The sequence below is a fragment of the Mesorhizobium sp. B2-7-1 genome (genome assembly GCF_006440735.1).
Taxonomy (GTDB): Bacteria; Pseudomonadota; Alphaproteobacteria; order Rhizobiales; family Rhizobiaceae; genus Mesorhizobium.
Genome location: NZ_VFUA01000231.1, coordinates 1 through 1,052 on the forward strand (window position 1 = coordinate 1; position 1,052 = coordinate 1,052).

A 1,052-nucleotide genomic window follows, 5' to 3' on the forward strand; every position below is an offset into this window, starting at 1 on the left:
TAAAGCACGTCGCGTTTAATTGGCCTCATATCCGGCAGCTTTGAAGAAGTTTCTGCACTGTAGCGGGTCGAACAGGTCGCATATGTCCTTGAGTGCGCTGCATATGGCGTCGAAGGATCGCGCAGCCTTCTTTCTGAGCAGCGCCTTGAGTTTCGAGAACGCCATTTCGATTGGATTGAGGTCCGGCGAGTAGGCCGGCAGCGGCAGCAGCCAGGCACCGCGCTGGCGCACCAGCTCGGCCGCCCGCTCGCTCTTGTGGAAGGCGACATTGTCGAGGATGACGACGTCGCCCGGGTTGAGTTCGGGGGCAAGCTGGGTCTCGACATAGAGTTCAAAACGCGTCTTGTTCATCGGCGCATCGACGATCCAAGGCGCGATCATGGCGTGGCATCTCAAGCCGGCGATGAAAGTTTGCGTTTTCCAGCCGCCGAACGGTGCCGATGTTCGGTAGCGTTGGCTCTTGGGTGCCCAGCCGGTTCGCTTGGTCAGCCGTGTGTTGGTCGAGGTCTCGTCAATGAAGACGAGGCGCGTCAAGGCCTTGTCGAAGAACGGTTTGCGCCGCCTGATCCAATGCTCGCGCGCCTGCCGGATGTCGGGACGCTGGTGCTCGCTCGCCCGGAGTGTCTTTTTTTGTGACTGAGGCCCAGCCGGTGAAGCAGACGGGCTACATTCGACCGGTGCACCGTAGCTCCGCGCCCGTCCAGTTCCACGCACAGCTCGTCGAGCGTCAGATCGCCATTCTCAGCCATCCGCTGGCGCACGAAGTCGGCGTGAGCGGCCAGCTTGCCGCCGCCAGTGCCATGGCCTTGCCGGCGCGGCTCAAGTGAACCCCTCTCGGCGCGCAGCTTCATCAGATCGTTCACGAACTTCGGCGAAACCCTAAAATGACGCGACGCCTCACGATTGCTGTGGCCCTCATCCACAAACGCTGCAACACGCTTACGCAACGCCATCGGTAACGGCTTGCCCATCGCGGTTCTCCCTTCCACCGCAATGAATCATCAAACCGTCAGTCAGGGAATCCCGAATCTTTTAAAAGGCGACGTGCTTTA

2 protein-coding genes are annotated in these 1,052 nt (G+C 60.3%); one reads left to right on the forward strand and one right to left on the reverse strand.

Features of this window, described 5'->3' with window-relative positions; translation table 11 throughout:
• Positions 1 to 15: 15 nt before the first annotated feature.
• Positions 16 to 714, reverse strand: coding sequence for an IS630 family transposase (locus FJ471_RS34640; protein ID WP_246684927.1), 699 nt, complete (start codon positions 712 to 714; stop codon positions 16 to 18).
• Here FJ471_RS34640 and FJ471_RS35490 point away from each other — a divergent pair.
• Complete coding sequence (locus FJ471_RS35490; protein WP_246684928.1) at positions 651 to 827, forward strand: hypothetical protein; 177 nt, start codon at positions 651 to 653, stop codon at positions 825 to 827. The genes FJ471_RS34640 and FJ471_RS35490 overlap by 64 nt on opposite strands.
• Positions 828 to 1,052: the final 225 nt, after the last annotated feature.